Raw genomic sequence first — 17,777 nt, forward strand, 5'->3', positions numbered from 1 at the left:
GATGCTGTCCTCGGGTCAGCTGCTGGCCGAGCGCTACAAGCTGACGAACCGGATCGCCGTCGGCGGGATGGGCGAGGTCTGGCAGGCGAGCGACACCCGGCTCGACCGGATCGTCGCGGTGAAGGTGCTGAAGGCCGAACTGTCCGGCGACGCCGAATTCCTGCACCGCTTCCGGACCGAGGCGCGGATGACCGCCTCGCTCAACCACGCCGGGATCGCCGCGGTGCACGACTACGGCGAGACGGTCAACGAGGACCTCTCCATCGCGTACCTGGTGATGGAGTACGTGGAGGGCGATCCGCTGGCGGGCATCCTCGCCAAGCACGGCAGGCTCACCGCGGACTACACGCTCGACCTGCTCGAGCAGGCGGGCACCGCGCTGCAGGCCGCGCACGAACAGGGCCTGGTGCACCGCGACGTGAAGCCGGGCAACATCCTGGTCACCCCCGCGGGCAAGGTGAAGATCACCGACTTCGGCGTGGCCAAGGCCGCCGACGCGGCCCCGGTCACCCGGTCCGGCATGGTCATGGGCACCGCGCACTACATCGCGCCGGAGCAGGCGCTCGGCCAGGACGCGGAACCGGCCAGCGACGTCTATTCGCTCGCGGTGTGCGGGTACGAATGTCTCGCCGGGCACCGGCCGTTCCTGTCCGAGAACGCGGTGACGGTCGCGATGATGCACATCCGCGACGTCCCGCCGCCGCTGCCGCCGGACGTCCCGCCGGGCGCGCGGGCGGTGATCGAGGCGACGCTCGTGAAGGACCCCCGGCAGCGCTACGCCAGCGGCGGCGAGTTCGCGGGCGCGATCGCCGCGGTCCGCGCCGGCCGCCCGCTGCCCACCCCGCTCGGCCTGGTCAACGCCGCCTACGCGGCAGGTCAGGCACCGCCGGTGCCACCGGTTCCGCCCGCAGTGCCGCAGGCGGCCGGTGCCCCGGTCGGACCCAGTTCCAACCCGGCGTTCCGGCCGCTGTCGGCTCCGCCGGGCCCGCCCGGTCCGCCGGTCCCGCCGCCGAAACGGAACCAGTGGGGCTGGTGGGTGCTGCTCGCGGTGGTCATCGTCGTGGTCCTGGTGGCCGTGGCGTTCTTGATCGCGAGAGTGGTGTCCTCCGGCAACGGAGGACCGCCGCGAAGCGTGGACAGCGGGAGCGGACCGACCTCAGCCACCCCGGCCGGTACGAGCGAGGCCCAGGGCCTGCAAGGCATGATGACCACACCTTGGACGGAATGGAACGGCACGAAGCGATGACGACACCCAGACTGCTCTCCAATCGGTACGAGCTGGGCGACACGCTCGGGTACGGCGGTATGTCCGAGGTCCACCACGGGCACGACGTGCGGCTGGGCCGGGAAGTCGCGATCAAGGTCCTGCGCGCGGACCTCGCCCGCGATCCGCAGTTCCAGGAGCGGTTCCGGCGCGAGGCGCAGAACGCGGCCGCGCTGAACCATCCCGCGATCGTCGCCGTGTACGACACCGGCGAGGCGAACACCGACGTCGGTCCGCTGCCGTACATCGTGATGGAGTACGTCGAAGGCCGGACGCTGCGGGACATCGTCAAGACCGAGGGCCCGCTGTCGCAGAAGCGCGCGATGGAGGTCATGGCCGACGTCTGCGCCGCGCTCGACTTCTCGCACCGGCACGGCATCGTGCACCGCGACGTGAAGCCGGCGAACGTGATGATCACGAAGAACGGCGCCGTCAAGGTGATGGACTTCGGCATCGCGCGCGCCATGCACGACGGCCAGTCGGCGATGACGCAGACCGCGGCCGTCATCGGCACCGCCCAGTACCTCTCGCCGGAGCAGGCGCGCGGCGAGTCGGTGGACGCCCGGTCGGACGTCTACGCGGCGGGCTGCGTGCTGTACGAACTGATCACCGGCGAGCCGCCGTTCACCGGCGATTCCCCGGTCGCGGTGGCGTACCAGCACGTGCGGGAGGACCCGAACCCGCCGTCGTCGGTGAACCCGGCCGTGTCGCCGGAGCTGGACGCGGTCGTGCTGAAGGCGCTGGCCAAGGGCCCGGCGAACCGGTACCAGTCGGCCGCCGAAATGCGGTCGGACCTGGTCCGGACGCTGTCCGGGCAGCGTCCGTCGGCCCCGATGGTGATGTCGGACGACGAGCGCACCCAGGTGATGAACGCCGACCGCCGCCAGCCGGTGGCCTACGACGACTACGCCGACGAGCCGGACGAGGACCCGCGGGCCAAGCGCCGCCGCCGGATCATCTTCGGGGTGATCGCCGCGCTGCTCGTGGCGGGTGTGGTGCTGCTGATCTTCTGGCTGAGCGGGTCGTTCCGCGACAAGAACGAGACGGCGCAGATCCCGCCGGTGGTCAACCAGCAGGTCACCCAGGCGAAGGCGGCGCTGCAGCAGGCGGGCTTCTCGTCGTTCGCGCCGAACAAGAACGTGGTGTGCGGTCCGGAGGCGAGCAACCCCGGTGGGCAGACCTGCACCGAGGACCAGATCGGCAAGGTCATCGCGATCGACCCGGAGGTCGGCAAGACGGTGCCGACCACGTCCACGATCACGCTGACCGTCGGGCAGAAGCCGGGCAACACCACCGTGCCGGACCTGCACGGCAAGTCGGCGGAAGACGCGAAGACGGCGCTCGAACAGGCCAAGCTGAAGCTCGGCAACACGACCTCGCAGCCCGTCGACACCCCGGACGACGTCGGCAAGGTCGTGTCGCAGAACCCGACCGCGAACTCCTCGGCCACCGAAGGCACGCCGGTGGACATCGTCGTCGGGTCCGGCGTCAACCAGAAGGAAGTGCCGAACACGGTCGGCAAGGACTACGCGACGGCGAAGCAGATCCTGCAGAACGCCGGTTTCAAGGCCCAGCGGGTCGACCAGGCCTCGGACCAGCCGAAGGACCAGGTCATCGACCAGCAGCCGAACGGCGGCAACCTGCCCCCGAACAGCACGGTGAAGCTGACCGTGTCGTCCGGTCCGCAGCAGATCCAGATGCCGGACCTGACCGGGATGACCTCGGACCAGGCGACGCAGAAGCTGCAGAGCCTTGGCTGGTCGGGCAGCATCCAAACGCAGTCGACCTCGTCCGGCAGCGGCAAGGCCAACACCGTGGTGAAGCAGAACCCGCAGGCAGGCAGCCAGATCAGCCCGACCCAGCCGATCATGCTGACGATCAAGGAGGACGACGGCAGCGGCGGCTCGCCGACGTCGAGCTCCGGCGGGATCTTCCCGCCGGGCGGGATCCGCAACAACAACGGCGGCTGACCCCGCTCGCAACGCCTAAGGAGGGCCCGCACGGTGCGCACCGTGCGGGCCCTTTTTTCGCGCCGGCCGATCAGTCTTGGTCGAGAAAATTCCGCACGCTGGCGAGCACCTCGTCCACGTCGTGCCCACCGCCGCAGTCGACGTCCAGCTCTTCGACGGCCCCGGAGCGCTTCACGGTGAGCGACACCTGCCGTCCGTCGCGCTGCCGGTGCAGCCAGCCGAAAAGCGACCGGCAGAAGGTTCCCGCCGACCGGCTGCTCACCATCACGACCACGCCGCTGCCCGGCCCGGCGAGCCGCACGCGCCCGGCCAGTTCGTCCTCGGCGCCGAGCCAGGAAACGAGGTGCCGCACCTCGTCCGCTGAGCCGTCCACGGTGATCGCGGCGATCCCTGCCGTCACGGATGCTCCCCTCCCGGGCCCAACAGACGGCGCGAGGGTAACCGACTCGCTGCCCGACCCGGAACCCCCAAATCGGCATTTGCCGAATGCAATTTGCAGAAAGAGTCAGGAGCGGCGGGTCGAGACCGTGCCCACCACCGTCATGCTCGCCGCCAGCAGCACCACCGACGTGCCTGTCGCCAAACCGAGCGGGCCGCCGTACGGGGAGCCGTTCATCAGCGCTTGCAGCAGCGGATGCACCAGCGGAACCCACTTTCCCAGCAGCACCACGCCCAGCACGAGAACCGCGGCGAGCACCGTCCAGCCGATGCGCGACACCAGCAGCCGCGAGCACGGCAGGCCGATCGCGATGCCGACCAGAGCGCACGCGAGATGGGTCGCCAGCCCGGCACCGATGATCTGCGCCTGCAACTGATTCCGATGCGTCGCCGCCCAGCCGACGGTCACCAGCGTGCACACCAAGGTGCAGCCGAACACCGTCAGCACCGCGCCGCCGATGGTTTTGCGGTTGCCGCCCGCGTGGTTGAGCGTGATCAGGCGCTGCACCGGATCTTCGATGTCCAGCAACGCGATCGTGAGCCAACAGCCGAGTACGAGAACCCCCGCGCCGCTCACGCCAAACAGCGGAAGCACTGGCGAACTCGGGTCTGCGTAAAGGATTGAGCACAACGCGAGGTACGCGAGCCCGGCTGGCAAATAGCGTTGCGAATGGCCGAGCAGCGCCAGGTAATAGCGGCTCACTGCGAGCACGGCGCCACCTCCCGCACCGACCAGCCGCCGGACAACGCGCGCAGCAGCACGGCGTCGGCGTGTTCGGCGTCGACCGTCAGGACCACGCCGCCCGCTTGGTCGGCGACCGCGTGCACGCCTGGTTCGGCGGACCAGTTGTCGACGCTCGACGACACCGGCAGCAGCGTGATCCGCTTCCGCTCCGGATGCGTTTCCAGCGGCGCGACCCGGCCGGAAGCGAGCCGGTACACCTCGTCCGCGTGTTCGCGCACGACGTCCGGCCGATGGTCGGTGAACACGACGCTCGCGCCGCGTGCGCGGGTTTCCGCGACCAGTTCGCCGAGCACCGCGTGCGTGCCGACGTCGAGGCCGGACCAGGGTTCGTCGAGGATCAGCAGATCCGGGCGCACCAGCACGGCTTGGGCGAGGCCGACCTTCTGCGCGTTGCCTTTCGACAGCGTGCGCAGCTGTGCATCCGGGCTGCCGACCAGCGCGAGCCGTTTCAGCAGCGGATCGATTCCGGACAGGTCAGTCAGCCCGCGGATCCGCGCCAGATGCCGCAGGTACGCCCGCGCGCTCAGCCGTTGGCCGCCGGGGAATCGGTCGGGCAGGTAGCCGACCGCCGGGTTTCCGGTGATGTCGCCGTACGACGCCCGCGACACCCCGGCGAGGATCCGCAGCAGCGTCGATTTGCCCGATCCGTTAGTGCCGAGGATGCCGACCACCCGTCCGGCGGGCACCTCGAAATCGATGTGCGTCAGGACGGGTTCGCCGCTGCCGTACCGTTTTCCGACTCCGCTGAGCCGGATCAGCGGGGTCGGCGCGGTCACGCAGTCGCGGCCTTCTGCAGGGTGCGGGTGGCCCGCTCCAGGTCGTCGACGACGGTCGGCGCGACCAGGTGGCCCGCCGAGGCCATCCAGTTCGCCAGCATCCGGTGGCCGCATTCGGTGAGCACGGATTCGGGGTGGAACTGCACGCCCTCCAGCGGCAGTTCGCGGTGCCGCATGCCCATCACGATGCCGGTTTCGGTGGTGCCGGTGACCTCGAAAATGTCCGGATCGATGGTGTCCGGGAGCACGGTGAGCGAGTGGTAGCGAGTGGCGGTGAACTCCTCCGGCAGCCCGGCGAGGATGCCGGAGCCGGTGTGCCGCACCTGGCTGGTCTTGCCGTGCAGCAGCTCGTCCGCGCGGTCGACGGTGGCTCCGAAGTGCACGCCCAGCGCCTGGTGGCCGAGGCAGACGCCCAGCATCGGCGTGCGCGTCTCGGCGCATTTCGCGATCACTTCAATACTCTGACCTGCGCGTTCCGGCGTTCCGGGACCCGGGGAGACGAGCACCGCGTCGAAGTCCGGCACGCGATCGAGGTCGACGACGTCGTTGCGCCACACCGTGCAGTCGGCGCCGAGCTGCGCCAGGTACTGGACGAGGTTGTAGACGAAGCTGTCGTAGTTGTCGACGACGAGAACGCGCATGCCGCCAGCTTAGCGGCTCCCACCTGCTGGACCGTACGCCAGATCACAGTGATTGTTAGGATCACCTAACTTACCGTGGAGCGGGTGAGCCGAATCCTTCGTGTCGCCGTGGTGGGCGCCGGCCCCGCCGGCATCTACGCCGCCGACCTGCTGGACAAGTCCGACGCGGACGTCGAGATCGACCTGTTCGAGCGCATGCCCGCGCCGTTCGGGCTGATCCGCTACGGCGTCGCGCCCGACCACCCGCGCATCAAGGGCATCGTCAACGCCCTGCACAAGGTGCTGGACCGGCCGAACATCCGGCTGCTCGGCAACGTCGACTACGGCACCGACCTGAAGCTGGACGACCTGCGCGAGTTCTACGACGCGGTCATCTTCGCCACCGGCGCGATGGCCGACCGCGCGCTCGACCTTCCCGGCATCGACCTCGACGGCAGCCACGGCGCCGCCGACTTCGTGTCCTGGTACGACGGCCACCCGGACGTGCCGCGCACCTGGCCGCTCACCGCGTCGTCGGTCGCGGTGCTCGGCGTCGGCAACGTCGCGCTGGACGTGGCGCGCGTGCTCGCCAAGACCGCCGACGAACTGCTGCCGACCGACATCCCGGCGAACGTCTACGAGGGCCTCAAGGCCAGCCCGGTCACCGACGTGCACGTGTTCGGCCGCCGCGGTCCGGCCCAGGCGAAGTTCTCGCCGCTGGAGCTGCGCGAGCTGGACCACTCGCCGAACGTCGAGGTGATCGTGCACCCCGAGGACATGGAGTTCGACGAGGCCAGCGTCGCCGAACTGCGGTCCTCGAAGCAGACCGACATGGTCGTGAAGACGCTGCAGGAATGGGCGATCCGCGACGAGGGCACCCGCCCGCGCCGCCTGCACCTGCACTTCTTCCACGCACCGGTCGAGGTGCTCGGCGAGGACGGCAAGGTCGTCGGCCTGCGCACCGAACGCACCGAGTACCGCGACGGCAAGGTCGTCGGCACCGGCGAGTTCCACGACTGGGACGTGCAGGCGGTGTACCGCGCGGTCGGGTACCTGTCGTCGCACCTGCCGGAAATCCCGTTCGACCACACCGCGGGCGTGATCCCGAACCAGGGCGGCCGGGTGCTGGACCTGGACGAGAACCAGGTCCCCGGCGTGTACGTGACCGGCTGGATCAAACGCGGCCCGGTCGGCCTGATCGGCCACACGAAGGGCGACGCGGCCGAGACCGTCGCGAACCTCTTGGCGGACGCGGACACCCTCGCCGCGCCGCGGCATTCGTCGCCGGACGCGATCCTGGAATTCCTTGCCGCGCGCGGGATTTCGTTCACCACCTGGGAAGGCTGGGGCAAACTCGACGCGCACGAGAAGTCGCTCGGCGAGGCCGAGGGACGCGAGCGGGTGAAGGTCGTGGAACGCGACGAGATGGTGCGGGTTTCGCGCGCCTGAGGTCAGTTCAGGTAGACGATCTTCCCGCGGGCGTGCCTGCTTTCGCTCAGCTCATGCGCGGCCGCGGCCTCGCTCAGCGGGAAGGTCGCTGCGACGGGAATCCGCAAGCGGCCTCCCTCGGCGAGCTTTACTGCGGGGGCAAGTCCGTGTATTGCCAACGGATCCGCACCAGGGAGCGCGGCACCGTGCGAGAAGTGCACGCCGTGCTGTGGCGCGGTGGTATCGGTGATCGTCACGACCCGCGCGGGGTCTCCGGCGATCTCGATCAGGTCCGGCAATGCGCCCCCGGCACAGTCGAAGACCGCGTCGACGCTGCCGACTCGGTCGACCAGCCCCGGACCGTACGTCGTTGCCTCGGCCCCGAGGGAACGCAGGAAATCGTGGTTGCGCGGGCTCGCCGTGCCGATAACGGCGGCCCCGCGCGCGATCGCCAACTGAACCGCGACCGTGCCGACGCCGCCCGCCGCGCCGTTCACCAGGATCCTTCCGCCAGGAAGCTGGTCCAACACCCGGGTCGCGGTTTCGATCGCGCCCGCGGCACCGCCCGCCTCAGCCCAGCTCCAGGCGTGCGGTTTGGCAGCCCAATGCACCAAGACGGCGTACTCCGCGTTGGCTCCCCGACGATTCGCGTCGGTCATGCCGAAGACGTGCTCGCCGGGCACTATTCCGGTGACCCCGTCGCCCACCTCGTCGACCACGCCAGCAGCGTCGTAGCCCGTCCGGAACGGGAACGTCACCGGCATCGTGTCCTTGCGCGCTCCCGATCGGATGATGGTTTCGCCCGCGGAAAACCCGGACGCGCGCACGGAAACGCGAATCTCCCCGGGTCCGGCGTGCGGTTCGGCGACATCGGCGACGTGCACGACGCTGGGCGGGCCATACTGGGAAAACTGGACGGCTTTCATGTGCCCGAAGGTATTCCAGCAGGTCAGCGATCCAGCCGGAAGTGAGAGAGGTGGCGGCCGAAGTGAGACGGACCGACGCCGCCCACAACCGAGTCCGCATCCTCGCGGCGGCGCGGGTGGCTTTCGCGGTCCGCGGATATGGCGTACCGATGCGGGAGATCGCCCGGCAGGCCGAGGTGAGCGTCGCGACGGTTTACCGGCATTTTCCGACCAAAGACGCGCTGATCGCCGAAACGTTCGCCGAGGAACTGGCGCTGTGCTCATCAATCGTCGAAGAGGGCCTGGCGGCGGCTGATCCGTGGCAGGGTTTCGTCCTGGTGCTGGAGAAGCTGACCGAGGCGCATGCCCGTGAGCAGGGCTTTCGCGCGTTCGTCGCACAACTGCCCCGGCGACTCGACTTCGCCGCCGACCGAGCCCACACCCTGCGGCTGCTGCTCGAACTCATCCACCGAGCGAAGGACACTGGCGAACTGCGCGCGGATTTCGTACTGGAAGACCTCGTGCTGGCATTGGTCGCCAACGAGGGGATCCAGGTGGAACCAGCTTCTGCGCGGGTCGCAGCGGTGCGTCGGTTCACGGCGTTGCTGATCCAGTCGTTCCGGGCGCACCCGGATGCCGGACCTCTGCCGCCAGCTGTGCGGGTGCCGCTCGGCCGCGCTTAGCAAGGATGCTCACCGTGCGGCTGTTCCGGTGGGAGTGATCCACCAAAGTGGTGATGAAACTCGTTTTCTCTTGTGGCCGGGTCGGGCTGGCCGGTAGCTCTGAGGGGTACCGCTGACCATGGAGGTTGTCTTGTCCTTGGACGTATCGCCCGCGCTGCTGGAAAAGGCCGAACGCGGGGAGGTCTCCGACGCCGAGTTCGTGGCCTGCGTACGGGAATCGCTGCCGTACGCGTGGGAGGTCATCACCGGAGTGATCGCGGAAGCAGACACCGCCGCGGACGGATTCGCGGACAACGAAACCCCGCCGCCGGACGAGACCGCCCGCGGTCAACTGCTGCGAGCACTGGCCTCAGACGCCATCCGGGGCGGGCTGGAGCGGCATTTCGGAGTGAAGCTGGCGTTCCAGAACTGCCACCGGGTAGCAGTGTTCCGCGAGACGGACGGGGATCGGTACCGGGCGTTCGTTTCGCCTCGGGGGCAGTTGCTGAACCAGAGCCCTGAACTGCGGGACTGCTGAGTCCGGTTTCGGGTTGGACGACCGGCCCGGTCAGGGTTTCTCTGGCCGGGCCGCTTCAGCTTGCTTTGCACTCGGCTGAAGTCACCGCCGCGGCGACCTTGGTCTTCGTGGAGGACGTAGTCATCACGGTGTTGCGCACCATCGTTTTCCCCGGGGTCGTGCCCGTTGCGGTCTCCGTGATCGGACCGCTCTTGTCACCGGTGATCTCGTACGTGATGTCACACGTGTAGTGATCCAGATCCGAGGTGCCTTTGTACGTGAATTTCGGCTCTACCACCACATTGCAACCGGCAGAGCCAAAGCAATGCTTGGAAACGGTCTTCAGCGCAATCTCGAAATCGTTCGCCGCAGGTGGGACGGACGTGCTCTCCGTGGTCGGCAACGGTGCCGAGGGGTTCACCGTGCTCGAGTCGAACATGCTCTTCCACGTCGACACTGGCGAGGCAGGTTCTGCTGGATCGGCACCTGTCGACGATCCGCATCCGGACAGGGAAATCGCCAAGACAGCTGCGGCGATGGCAAAACCGATGAGTTTGTGAGCCGACATTCGTTCTCCCCACCGTTCGCCGCTGAACGTGTCAGGTTTGAACTCGCAAGGATCGCCATCGGTGTTACAGGGCGTGAGATAGTCGCGCGCGAACCCCGTGTCCGGAAAACCAGCGTCCGGCTATCCCCGCAGTGCGGGCAACACCTCGGCACCGATCCGCGCGATGTTTGCCATCGTGCCTTCCTCCGTGCCGGAAGCTTCCACGAACATGATCACGTGCGACACCCCAGTGCGCGCAAAACTCGTCCGCAGAGTCTCGACACAATGCTCAACCGACCCCACCGGATGGATCGCGCACAGTTTTTCCGTGTACTCCCAAGGATCCCGCGCCGGTCCAGGCCGATCGTCCACCGGCACATGGGCAGCCAAGCCATCCGCCAGCCATCCCGGCAAAGCGTGGCGCACCACCGCGGAAGCATCGTCGCCGACCTGGCACAGCACCGTCGACACGTGGGCCGCGGGAGCACCGTAAGCAGCAACAGTGGCGGCCTTCTCTGTGTCATCCGCGTGCAGGCCCAGCAACAACGGCAGCTCACGTTTCGCAGCCAGCCGGACTGCGGAGGAAGTCGGGCCGCCGCAGGCCACCACGACATTCGGGGCTCGTTGCGGAGTCGGGCGCAGCGGTACCTCGCGGAAGGAGAAATGCGCGCCCCGGGCCGAGACTCGGCCGCCAGTGGCGGTCAGCAACAGGTCCAGCGACTCGGCGAAACCCGTTTCATAGCGCGGCAATCCGGTCCCGAATACCTCCAGGTCCTGCCACGGCCCACCTCGGCCGACGCCTAATCGCAGGCGGCCGTCAGAAACCGCGTCGAGCATGGACCACTGTTCTGCCAACGCCACTGGATGCGTCGTGGACAGCACGCTTACCGCCGTGCCCACATCGATTCGCGACGTCTGGCCTAGCACGTGCGCGGCCAGCGTGATGGCTGACGGGCACACGCCATACGGCATGAAGTGGTGCTCGGCCAGCCACACGTCGTCGAAACCGGCGGCTTCGGCCGCGCGAGCCGCGTGGACGGTGCGGCGCAGTACGGCGGCGTCGTCCTGGCCTGGGAAGCGGCCCGAGACCAGGAAGACCCCGAACCTCAGTTGCTCACCGACACGTTGTTGAACCACAGCAGCGGGTCCAGCCACGGGAACACCACGAACATCAGCAGCGCCACGATTCCGAGCACCAGCACGAGCGCGATCACGAACTTCACCGCGAACGGTCCGGGCAGATGCCGCCAGAGCCAGCCGTACATCAGGACGCGACTCCGATCTTCTTCAGCAACGTCGTGTAATCCGGCACCTGCGTCTTCGGCACCTGGCGGGTCAGCACCGAGGTGATGATCAACCGTTCCTTCGCCGAGAACTGCGGGTGACACGTGGTGAGCGTGAGCAGCGAAGCCTGCTGCGCCTTCGGCAGCGCCCCGGCCGGCTTGTACGGCACCGGGTTCACCGCGTCGCCCTGGCTCGGCTGGACGACCTTGCGGCCGAACGTCTCGTCGTACGGTCCGCCGCCGGGGATGCTCGAGTTGCGCAGCGTCGACACGCCCTTGCACTCCGGCTGCGCGCCCTTGCCGCTGCTCCAGCCCTTGACCTCGTCGTCGTACGGCAGCACCTGGTAGATGAAGAAATCGGTGTGCGTTTCGATCACGATCTGGTCGCAGGAACTCAGGTTGTCCAGGTCGTTGAACGGCGCGCCCTTGCCGACGCGGTGCCCGGCGACGCCGAAGTTGCCCGGTTCGCCCGGCAGCGCGGTTCCCTTGTAGTGGCCGGGGCCGATCGCCAGCGAATCCTCGCCGGTGCCTTCCTGGATGGTGAAGTTCCAGTCCGCGCCGAACGACGGGATGTGGATGCGCGCGAACGCCTTGCCGTCGATCAGCTCGGGGTGCAGCGTGCGGTCTTTCGCCCAGTCGCCGTCGAGCTGGTCGCTCGCGGTGTGCTGTTTCTCGGCGGAGAACAGGTCGGTGACCCACACCTCGTACACCATGAACAGCAGCACGACCACGCCGAGCGTGATGAAGATTTCGCCCGCGGTGCGGATCGCGAGCCCGCCCTTGCCCAGCGGCGGCGGGGTCTTTTTCGCCTTCTTGTCGTCCTTGTCCTCCACCGCGACCGCGGAGAACACCTCGGTCGGCTGCTCGGCGAACTCCGGGCCGGTCATCCGCCGCCGGGACGGGTCCGGGGCCGCGGCGCCGACTCGGCGAGGCATCTGCCGGCCTTCTTCCGGCTGGCGGCGAGGACGTCCGCCTGGGTCGCCGGGACGTCGTTGCGGACCGCCTTCGGCGCGGAACTCCGCGGTACGGCGGGGTCCGGGATCGCGCGGACCGCCGAAATCACCGCCGCGGGGGTCACCCTCGCGGGGCCTGCCTTCGCCCGGCCGGCCCTGCACGGGCCGGTTTTCGCCGCCGTCCCGGCGCGGTCCGCCCCGGTCGATCGGCGTGCGCTGTTCGGGTGATCTGCCGCTGGGGTTCCCGGCCACTCTTCGCCGCGGCGGGGTCTCCCCTGGCTGCCTTCTCGGCGGCGGCGGCTGACGGCGGACCGGGCGGTCAGGTCCGGTGCCGGGGCGGCGGTCGTCCTCGCCCGGCCAATCTTGCGGCGTCACGCAAGCTCCTCCCGCGCCCGGCCGGAGGCCTCGTCGGCACTCCAGGTGGCGCTATTGTCACAGTCTGAGAAACCCGACCGCTCCCGCCCGGTGCTGCGGAGCCGTCCTTTACGTTAACGTGTGCACGTGGCGCTGGTTGCGCACCCCGACAGCGGGACCTCGTCCAGGATGCCGCCACCAGGAATGCCCGAGAGCACGCGAGGAAACGATGCCGAAGTCGAAGGTCCGCAAGAAGACCGCGTACACCCCGCCTGTCGACCGCCGCACCCCGGTGAAGGTCCAGGCCGCGGGACCGTCGAACCTGTTCTACAAGATCGTCATGTTCGGCCTCATGCTCCTCGGGCTGGTGTGGCTGGTCGTGAACTACATCGCCGGCGACAAAGTTTCGTTCCTCAGCGAGCTCGGAAACTGGAATTTCGCCATCGGATTCGCCGCGATGATCGCCGGCCTGCTGATGACGATGCGGTGGCGCTGACCATCCGCCGGATCAGCTTTGCTCCGGTCGGCCGATTGACACCGAATCACACCGGTGTGACTCATCCCCAGTGTGGATAACCCCTGTGGATAACCACCCGACCTCCTGGGCCCCGCGCCGAAACCTCGTGGTAGTGGCGTGGGGCCTGACCGCATTGCTGCTGGTCGGAACCGTCGCGGACGCGTTCTTCGGCGACGGCAAGGGCGCGGTGCTCACCGGCCTCGCGACCCTGGCCGTCGGCGCGTTCGCGGGCCACTGGACGCTCGTGCGGCCGCGCCTGGCCGCCGACGAGCACGGTCTTCAGGCCCGCACGCTCTCCGGCACGCACCGGCTCCCGTGGACCGGCACGACGGTCCGGCTGCGCAGCACCCGCCGCCTCGGCCGCGACGGCGTGACGCTCGAACTGGAGCGCGACGAGCAGTTGTTCATTTTCGGGCAGACCGACCTCGGCGAGGATCCTCGCGACGTGCTGGACGTGCTTACCGAACTCCGGGCCCGCTCAGCGGGATAGCTCGCACGAGTACCGGTACTCCCCCTGAACCAGCCGGGGGGAGCAATCCAGCGACGGGTAGTCCGTGGCACGCCAGCTGATCAGCCCGGCGAGCGCGATCGCGATGACGGCCGTGCCGATCGCCTGCCACCGGACCAGGTTGCGGGCGGGAGCGTAGAGAATGGCGGCTGTCACCAAAGCCCCGGTAACGAGGCCGCCAGCGTGGGCCCAGATCGAAATGCCGGGGATCGTGAAGGTGATGTAGGCGTTGATCACCAGGTTGATGAGCAGCGCGGTCGGGTTGAGGCGCAGTTTGAGCGTGATGACCGCGTAGGCGCCGAGAAGCCCGAAGATCGCGCCGGAGGCGCCCACCGTCGGCCTGCCATCCCCGAAAAGCAGCACCGCGGTGGAAGCTCCGAGCATCGACACGAAGTAGAGCGCCAGGTACCGGACCTTGCCGAAGACCTGCTCCAGCGCACGGCCGATCATCCACAGCGAAAACGCGTTCGCCGCGATGTGGATGGGTCCGTAATGCAGGAAGCCCGAGGTGAAAATCCGCCACCACTCGCCCGCGCCGAGCGTGAGCACGGGCTCCAGGGAAAACCACGCGTGGGTGAGGGACAGATTGTTGTTGAACAGGCTCTTCGCCTGGATGACGGTGATCAGGAAGACCACCACGTTCACCGCGATCAGAGTCGCCGTGACGGTGTAAGAGTTCGACAGCCGGGCCCCGGCGATCGTGCGGGAGCCCATTCCGGCGTCTTGATACTGCCGGTGCTGCTGTTTCTGCTGGTGCGCCCCGGACTGGACGCAGTCGGTGCACTGGAACCCCACCGGGGCTTCGCGCAGGCAGTCCGGGCAGGCCGGACGTCCGCAGCGGGCACAGCTGAGGCCGGTCGGGCGGTTCGGATGCCACCAGCAACCGGGAAGAGAGGGCGCGGACGGGTTCGGCGGTTGGCTCACGATGACTCCAACCTACCGAAACCCCATCCCTGCCTGCGGCGCGTCAGTCTTCGACGGTGATCTTCTCGATGACCACATCGGACAGCGGGCGGTCCGCCGGTCCGGTCGCGGTCGTCGCGATGGCGTCGACGACGCCCCGGGACTCCTGGTCCGCGACCTCGCCGAAGATCGTGTGCCGGAAGTTCAGGTGCGAGGTCGGCGCGACGGTGATGAAGAACTGCGAGCCGTTGGTGCCCGGCCCGGCGTTCGCCATGGCCAGCAGGTACGGCTTGGAGAACTGCAGCTCGGGGTGGAACTCGTCGCCGAACTTGTAGCCGGGGCCGCCGCGGCCGGTGCCCGTCGGGTCACCGCCCTGGATCATGAAGCCGTCGATGACGCGGTGGAAGATCGAGCCGTCGTAGAACGGACCGGAGTTGCCGCCCTTCGCGTTCGGCTGGGTGTACTCCTTGGAGCCGGTGGCCAGCCCCACGAAGTTCGCCACGGTCTTCGGCGCGTGGTCGGGCAGCAGGTTCACGTGGATGTCACCCTGGTTGGTGTGCAGGGTGGCCTTGCGGGCGCTTTCAGTCACGCCGCCATCGTGCCACCCCTTCGCACAAATGGGGGGTTCAGGGGCGTCCCCGGCCCGTCGCGCTGGACACCGGCCCAGGAAGAAGGCACTTTCCCGAGGTTTCCGCGAGGCCCGCAGCGGGAAGCCGCAGCGGTGTCGGCGGAAAAAGGGCAGGATAGATGTCAAGCAACAGATCTGTTTCACAACGATTGATGAGGTGAAGACCATGACCCGGGCCGTGGAATCGGTCGGTGAGTCGGCCAAGTCCGGCTCGGCGGACCTGCGGAAGCTGGTCGTCGAGGCGGGCAAGGCGGGCGCGAAGGCCGCCGAGGCCGGCGCGGAGGAGCTGGGGAAGCGGAGCCGCCGCGCCCGGCGCAAGCTGGCGAAGAAGACGGAGCTGACCCGCAAGGAGCTGAAGAAGAGCTCCGCCGCGGCGCGCAAGGAAGCGCTCGCCCGCATCGCCGAGATGAAGAAGCCGGGCCGCAAGGCCAAGAAGGCCGCGATCAAGGCCGCCGCGTCGGCGGGCGAGTCGAAGCGCCGCGGCAAGAAGGACTTCAAAGCGGCGAAGAAGGAGTTCCGCGCCGCTCTGGAGGAGGCGAAGAGCGCGGCCAAGGGCGCCCGCAAGCGTCGCCGCTGGCCGTGGATCCTCGGTCTCGGCGCGGTCGCGGTCGGCACCGCCGTCGCGCTGAAGTCGCGGCAGCAGGAGCCGCCGGTCGCCCCGGTGCCGCCGAAGGCCACCCCGCCTGCTCCCCCGGCTCCGCCCGCGAAGCCGGCCGCCGAGGCCAAGGACGCGAAGGACGCCAAGCCGGGCGAGCCGAAGACGAACGGCAAGGCGCCGAGCCCGTCGGCTGCCGAGAAGAAGAACTGAACGCGCGAAAAGGGCCCCGGGAAGTGCGTCCCGGGGCCCTTTTTCGTGTTGTCGCTCAGTCGGTTCAGACCGCGGCGGCGTGCTTGTCGATCAGCTGGCCGAGACGCGGCAGCGCCTCCTCGACGTTCTTCTTGCCGTTCGGGCGCAGCTTCGAGTAGACCTTCTTGATGCTGTCGCGGCTGCTGCGCTCGGCGCGGCTGTCGGTGACCCCGAGCAGCGCGTCCGACGCCTCGTCCGAACGGCTGGTCAGGTAGGCGCCGAAGTCGTTGCCGCCCTGGGCGCGGTAGTCGCCGTAGAACGGCTCGAGCGCACCGGCGAAGTCGTCCAGCAGGCTGTCGACCGCGGACGGGATGATGCCCGGCTTGATCTTCTTGACGGCGGCGAAGCCGGTCTTCACGACCGCGCCCGAAACCCCGCCCTTGTCGGAGACCTCGGCGTCCACGAGCTCTCCGAGGTCGGTGACCACGTTGGGGCGACGGCTCGAGTCGAGCAGGATTTCCTTGAGGGTGTCAGCCACGAATCTGTCCTTGTCGTCAAAAGGGGTAACCAAGTATTCGGTGCCGGACGGGCACCCGCCGCGCGAGTGTTGGGGGAACCGCGCGTGCTGCTTAGAGTAATACAAGATCAACTTCACTCACCCGTGCGGAGCCCGTTACTCAGAGCTTCAGGGCAGCGATAGCCTTTTTCGCCACTGTGCGTGCTTTGATGCTCTGCTTCTGGTTGCTCGTCACGATGACGGCGGCCTCGCCCTTGGCGACGGCGTAGACCACTCCGTCCCCGGCGGGCTGGTAGCCGCCCTTCCACCCCGCGGGCTCCGAAGCCGGGTTCGACGTGTCGACCGGCGCGGCCTTGTTGACCAGCGCGGTAGCGACGTCGCTCTTGCCGACGTACACCCGCACGGTCAGCTGGAGGCTGCCGTCCGGGCGGTAGAAAAAGCACGTCGGATGCGGCTCGTCGTCGGACACGCTCACCTTGGTGACGTGCTGTCCGTTCGCGTCCTGCACCGTCTCGTTGGACAGGTACGGACACTCCGCGGTGCGCGCGGGCTGCGGATCCGGCGGCAGCGCCGCGGAGGCCGAAGCGGAACTCGCCGGCGCCGAAGACGGAGTCTCCTTCGCCGGGCTCGACGGGTTGCAGCCGGCGAGCAGGACCAGGGCTGGGGCGAGAACGAGAAGTCGGCGCATGGCGGGCACAGTCAACCATGCCCGGTGAAGTCCGTGCGAAGGCGGCGCGTGCGACGATGACGTCGGATTCCGCCCAGCCCGGGGAGGTCGCGGACGTGCTCACGCCCGAGCAGTACCTGCAGGTGGTCGCCGAACGCGTGGTGCGCAGCGGCGGCAGGCTCAACACCGTCCAGATCGGACCGGTGACGTGCGCGGTCGGCCTGTTCACCGAGTCGATCATGCTGTCCACGATGAACTATTGCGTGGTCGCCGGGGCCTATCCGGAGATCGACGCGGCGACGCTGCAGCAGTTCACCGGCATGGCGACCCAGCACGCCCGCGCCAACGTGCAGGGCACGATCGGCTGGACCGCCGCGTCGGTGGTGATCTGCGGGCTCGTCGGGCGCGTGCACCCGGACGCCGCGCAGCTGGCGAGCGCGAAGACGAGCAACCAGTTCGGCGGCGAAACCCGGATGGTCGCGGTGGATCCGCAGGCGGGCGCGACCTACGCGTTCACCGGCGGGAAGCTCTGGGGCGCGGCGATGCACGGCGCGATCAGGGCCAAGCTGACGTTCTGTTTCCCGCAGCCGGGCGAGGCTCTCCAGCAGGTGCAATGGCAGCAGCAACAGGCCGCCTACGGTCAGCCCCCGCAACCGGGTCCCGGTGGGTTCCCGGGGCAGATCCCGTCCGGGCCGATGCCGCAGACCGGTCCCCCGCCCGCCGCCGGACCGGCCGGGCCGCAGCCGCCGCACTACCCGCCGCCGGGGCAACCGCCGTACGGTCGGTGA

Annotated in this window: 22 protein-coding genes; 9 read left to right on the forward strand and 13 right to left on the reverse strand. The window is 68.7% G+C overall.

The window, feature by feature from the left end; genetic code table 11:
- Position 1 precedes the first annotated feature (1 nt).
- Positions 2-1,246: a serine/threonine-protein kinase gene (locus DMP23_RS33830; RefSeq protein WP_037809201.1), complete on the forward strand. Its 1,245-nt coding sequence runs from the start codon at positions 2-4 to the stop codon at positions 1,244-1,246.
- The gene (pknB, locus tag DMP23_RS33835) at positions 1,243-3,234 is read left to right on the forward strand and encodes a Stk1 family PASTA domain-containing Ser/Thr kinase (RefSeq protein WP_037809471.1); all 1,992 of its coding nucleotides are present in this window, start codon (positions 1,243-1,245) and stop codon (positions 3,232-3,234) included. The genes DMP23_RS33830 and pknB overlap by 4 nt, the downstream gene beginning before the upstream one ends.
- A gap of 70 nt (positions 3,235-3,304) precedes the next feature.
- Here pknB and DMP23_RS33840 read toward each other — a convergent pair whose 3' ends face one another.
- From DMP23_RS33840 to DMP23_RS33855, 4 genes are all read right to left on the reverse strand, one after another.
- Positions 3,305-3,634 carry an effector-associated constant component EACC1 gene (locus DMP23_RS33840; protein WP_134664623.1) on the reverse strand — a complete coding sequence of 110 codons (330 nt, stop codon included), beginning with the start codon at positions 3,632-3,634 and terminating at the stop codon, positions 3,305-3,307.
- Positions 3,635-3,739: 105 nt separating this feature from the next.
- Positions 3,740-4,384 (reverse strand): hypothetical protein, encoded by a 645-nt coding sequence (locus DMP23_RS33845; RefSeq protein ID WP_134664625.1) that lies wholly within the window; start codon positions 4,382-4,384, stop codon positions 3,740-3,742.
- Positions 4,372-5,175 (reverse strand): ATP-binding cassette domain-containing protein, encoded by an 804-nt coding sequence (locus tag DMP23_RS33850; RefSeq protein ID WP_337824472.1) that lies wholly within the window; start codon positions 5,173-5,175, stop codon positions 4,372-4,374. Before DMP23_RS33850 ends, DMP23_RS33845 begins: the two co-directional genes overlap by 13 nt.
- Positions 5,176-5,189: 14 nt before the next feature.
- Positions 5,190-5,834 carry an aminodeoxychorismate/anthranilate synthase component II gene (locus tag DMP23_RS33855; RefSeq protein ID WP_337823507.1) on the reverse strand — a complete coding sequence of 215 codons (645 nt, stop codon included), beginning with the start codon at positions 5,832-5,834 and terminating at the stop codon, positions 5,190-5,192.
- A gap of 111 nt (positions 5,835-5,945) precedes the next feature.
- Between DMP23_RS33855 and DMP23_RS33860 the strand changes: the two genes are divergently transcribed.
- A complete protein-coding gene (locus DMP23_RS33860) occupies positions 5,946-7,262 on the forward strand; it encodes an FAD-dependent oxidoreductase (RefSeq protein ID WP_037809190.1) in 1,317 nt (438 codons plus the stop codon).
- A 2-nt stretch (positions 7,263-7,264) separates the two neighbouring features.
- Here the strand turns inward: DMP23_RS33860 and DMP23_RS33865 are convergent, their stop codons facing one another.
- Positions 7,265-8,167 (reverse strand): NADP-dependent oxidoreductase, encoded by a 903-nt coding sequence (locus DMP23_RS33865; RefSeq protein ID WP_337823508.1) that lies wholly within the window; start codon positions 8,165-8,167, stop codon positions 7,265-7,267.
- Between the two features lie 62 nt (positions 8,168-8,229).
- Between DMP23_RS33865 and DMP23_RS33870 the strand changes: the two genes are divergently transcribed.
- Positions 8,230-8,829, forward strand: coding sequence for a TetR/AcrR family transcriptional regulator (locus DMP23_RS33870; protein ID WP_337823509.1), 600 nt, complete (start codon positions 8,230-8,232; stop codon positions 8,827-8,829).
- A gap of 130 nt (positions 8,830-8,959) precedes the next feature.
- Complete coding sequence (locus tag DMP23_RS33875; RefSeq protein WP_037809185.1) at positions 8,960-9,346, forward strand: SCO5389 family protein; 387 nt, start codon at positions 8,960-8,962, stop codon at positions 9,344-9,346.
- A gap of 55 nt (positions 9,347-9,401) precedes the next feature.
- Here DMP23_RS33875 and DMP23_RS33880 read toward each other — a convergent pair whose 3' ends face one another.
- The 4 genes from DMP23_RS33880 to DMP23_RS33895 all read right to left on the reverse strand — a co-directional run bounded on the left by DMP23_RS33880 (position 9,402) and on the right by DMP23_RS33895 (position 12,090).
- The gene (locus DMP23_RS33880; protein WP_337823510.1) at positions 9,402-9,893 is read right to left on the reverse strand and encodes a hypothetical protein; all 492 of its coding nucleotides are present in this window, start codon (positions 9,891-9,893) and stop codon (positions 9,402-9,404) included.
- Between the two features lie 120 nt (positions 9,894-10,013).
- Entirely contained in the window at positions 10,014-11,009 is a 996-nt protein-coding gene (locus tag DMP23_RS33885; RefSeq protein WP_337823511.1) for an LLM class flavin-dependent oxidoreductase, read from the reverse strand.
- Entirely contained in the window at positions 10,979-11,137 is a 159-nt protein-coding gene (locus DMP23_RS33890; RefSeq protein ID WP_162836037.1) for a hypothetical protein, read from the reverse strand. Before DMP23_RS33890 ends, DMP23_RS33885 begins: the two co-directional genes overlap by 31 nt.
- Positions 11,137-12,090 carry a class E sortase gene (locus DMP23_RS33895; RefSeq protein ID WP_200864287.1) on the reverse strand — a complete coding sequence of 318 codons (954 nt, stop codon included), beginning with the start codon at positions 12,088-12,090 and terminating at the stop codon, positions 11,137-11,139. The genes DMP23_RS33890 and DMP23_RS33895 overlap by 1 nt, the downstream gene beginning before the upstream one ends.
- Before the next feature lie 601 nt (positions 12,091-12,691).
- On the opposite strand from DMP23_RS33895, the gene crgA reads away from it, so the two are divergent.
- On the forward strand, positions 12,692-12,958 hold the full coding sequence (gene crgA / locus DMP23_RS33900; RefSeq protein WP_037809181.1) for a cell division protein CrgA: 267 nt from the start codon (positions 12,692-12,694) through the stop codon (positions 12,956-12,958).
- 85 nt (positions 12,959-13,043) lie between these two features.
- The gene (locus tag DMP23_RS33905) at positions 13,044-13,469 is read left to right on the forward strand and encodes a PH domain-containing protein (protein WP_337823512.1); all 426 of its coding nucleotides are present in this window, start codon (positions 13,044-13,046) and stop codon (positions 13,467-13,469) included.
- Here DMP23_RS33905 and DMP23_RS33910 read toward each other — a convergent pair.
- Together DMP23_RS33910 and DMP23_RS33915 are read right to left on the reverse strand one after the other, a co-directional pair.
- The gene (locus tag DMP23_RS33910) at positions 13,458-14,411 is read right to left on the reverse strand and encodes a rhomboid family intramembrane serine protease (RefSeq protein WP_337823513.1); all 954 of its coding nucleotides are present in this window, start codon (positions 14,409-14,411) and stop codon (positions 13,458-13,460) included. The genes DMP23_RS33905 and DMP23_RS33910 overlap by 12 nt on opposite strands.
- A 43-nt stretch (positions 14,412-14,454) precedes the next feature.
- Positions 14,455-14,979, reverse strand: coding sequence for a peptidylprolyl isomerase (locus DMP23_RS33915; RefSeq protein ID WP_037809177.1), 525 nt, complete (start codon positions 14,977-14,979; stop codon positions 14,455-14,457).
- A gap of 205 nt (positions 14,980-15,184) precedes the next feature.
- Between DMP23_RS33915 and DMP23_RS33920 the strand changes: the two genes are divergently transcribed.
- A complete protein-coding gene (locus tag DMP23_RS33920) occupies positions 15,185-15,826 on the forward strand; it encodes a hypothetical protein (RefSeq protein ID WP_337823514.1) in 642 nt (213 codons plus the stop codon).
- 64 nt (positions 15,827-15,890) lie between these two features.
- Here the strand turns inward: DMP23_RS33920 and DMP23_RS33925 are convergent, their stop codons facing one another.
- Positions 15,891-16,343, reverse strand: coding sequence for a DUF6918 family protein (locus DMP23_RS33925; protein WP_067578357.1), 453 nt, complete (start codon positions 16,341-16,343; stop codon positions 15,891-15,893).
- 139 nt (positions 16,344-16,482) lie between these two features.
- A complete protein-coding gene (locus DMP23_RS33930) occupies positions 16,483-17,010 on the reverse strand; it encodes a DUF2020 domain-containing protein (RefSeq protein ID WP_199817341.1) in 528 nt (175 codons plus the stop codon).
- Positions 17,011-17,105: 95 nt separating this feature from the next.
- Here DMP23_RS33930 and DMP23_RS33935 point away from each other — a divergent pair, with 95 nt between their 5' ends.
- The gene (locus DMP23_RS33935) at positions 17,106-17,777 is read left to right on the forward strand and encodes a hypothetical protein (protein ID WP_134664711.1); all 672 of its coding nucleotides are present in this window, start codon (positions 17,106-17,108) and stop codon (positions 17,775-17,777) included.

Origin of the sequence: Amycolatopsis sp. A1MSW2902 (genome assembly GCF_017312175.1) — a bacterium.
In the GTDB taxonomy this organism is placed as follows: domain Bacteria; phylum Actinomycetota; class Actinomycetes; order Mycobacteriales; family Pseudonocardiaceae; genus Amycolatopsis; species Amycolatopsis nivea.